Origin of the sequence: Pauljensenia hongkongensis, from assembly GCF_001746855.1 — a bacterium.
Classification (GTDB): domain Bacteria; phylum Actinomycetota; class Actinomycetes; order Actinomycetales; family Actinomycetaceae; genus Pauljensenia; species Pauljensenia hongkongensis.
Window position 1 is genome coordinate 775,003 of sequence record NZ_CP017298.1, and the last position, 1,482, is coordinate 776,484.

The following is a 1,482-nucleotide window of genomic DNA, read 5'->3' on the forward strand; positions in this document are numbered from 1 at the left end:
AGCACCACCTGGTAGCGGCCGCGGTCGATGCCGACGACGGAGCCGACGGGTGCGGAGGACCAGTCGGGGCGGTCCTTCGTCCGGGGGCGCGAGCGCTTCGGGGCGCGCACCCGCACCCGCGGGTCGTCCGTCCCCGTGTCCCGGCGCCCCATCAGGGCTCCCGCCCGCCCGTGAGCGCGCCCGCCCACATCCGGGCGAACCCCGGCAGCGTCTTCGACGTGCACTCGATGTCGCGCACCCCCACCCCCGCGGTGGTCAGGCCCAGGACCGCGCCGAAGGCCGCCATCCTGTGGTCCTCGTAAGTCTCCACCGTGCCCGGGCGCAGCGGGGCCGGGGTGATGGCCAGGCAGTCGCCCCCGTCCTGGGCGTCGCCGCCCAGGCGGTTGAGCTCGGTGGCCAGGGCGGCGACGCGGTCGGTCTCGTGGCCGCGCAGGTGGGCGATCCCGCTCAGGCGCGAGGGCGAGGAGGCGGAGGCGCAGATGGCGGCGAGGGCGGGGGTGAGCTCCCCGACGGCCGACATGTCGGCGTCGATGCCCGGGTAGTTGCCCGCGCCGGGCCCCTCGACGGTGAGGCCGTCGTCGCCCAGTTCGACGCGGGCCCCCATGTGGCCCAGGATCGCGCGCCAGGCGTCGCCAGGCTGCGAGGTGGCGCGCGGCCAGCCCGGGACGCGCACGCGCCCGCCGGTGACCATCGCGGCGGCCAGGAAGGGCCCGGCGTTGGACAGGTCGGGCTCGATGTCGGTGTCGCCGGGGCTGGGGCGGCCGGGGAACACGTGCCACGTGCGGACGGGGCCCGCCTCGTCGACCTCCTCGATGTCGATGCCCGCGCGCGCCAGGGCGCGGACCGTCATCTCGACGTGGGGCATCGAGACGACGCGGCCGGGGGCGGACACGAACAGGGGGTCGCCGATGAGGGGGGCCACCAGCAGCAGCGCCGAGAGGAACTGGGACGAGGCGGAGGCGTCGACGGCGCACTGGGCGCCCAGGGGGGTCCTCAGGGGGCCGCGGATCGTGAAGGGCAGGCGCCCCGGGGCGCCCTCGTGGTGGACGCGCGCCCCCATGCCCTCGAGGGCGCCCAGCAGCGGCGCGAGGGGCCTGGCGCGGGCGGCCGCGTCCCCGTCGAAGCGGGTCGTCCCCCGGCTGAGGGCGGCCAGGGGCGGCAGGAAGCGCATGACGGTCCCGGCCAGCCCGCAGTCGATGGCGGCGGGCCTGGGGCGCTCCCCCATGGGCGTGACGCGCAGGGCGCCGCCCTGGGGGGCGAAGGAGGCGCCCATCTGCTCGAGGGCGCCCACGAACAGGCGGGTGTCCCGGGCGTCGAGGGCGCCGCGGATCGTGGTGGGGGCGTCGGAAACGGCGGCCAGGTAGAGGGCGCGCGCCGTCTGGGACTTCGAACCGGGCAGCGCGACGACCGCGTCGATCGGCCCGGAGGCGGTGGGGGCCTCCCACACCGTCATAGCGCGTCCCCGCGGGCGGCCGCGGCCTG

General features: G+C 77.8%; 1 protein-coding gene and 1 pseudogene. Both read right to left on the reverse strand.

Going from position 1 to position 1,482, the window contains the following annotated elements:
* A pseudogene (locus BH719_RS10025) lies at nt 1-152 on the reverse strand (ribosome small subunit-dependent GTPase A); the annotation flags it as partial.
* Nucleotides 152-1,453 carry a 3-phosphoshikimate 1-carboxyvinyltransferase gene (aroA, locus tag BH719_RS03225; RefSeq protein WP_009743314.1) on the reverse strand — a complete coding sequence of 434 codons (1,302 nt, stop codon included), beginning with the start codon at nt 1,451-1,453 and terminating at the stop codon, nt 152-154. The pseudogene BH719_RS10025 and the gene aroA, both read right to left, overlap by 1 nt.
* Nucleotides 1,454-1,482: the final 29 nt, after the last annotated feature.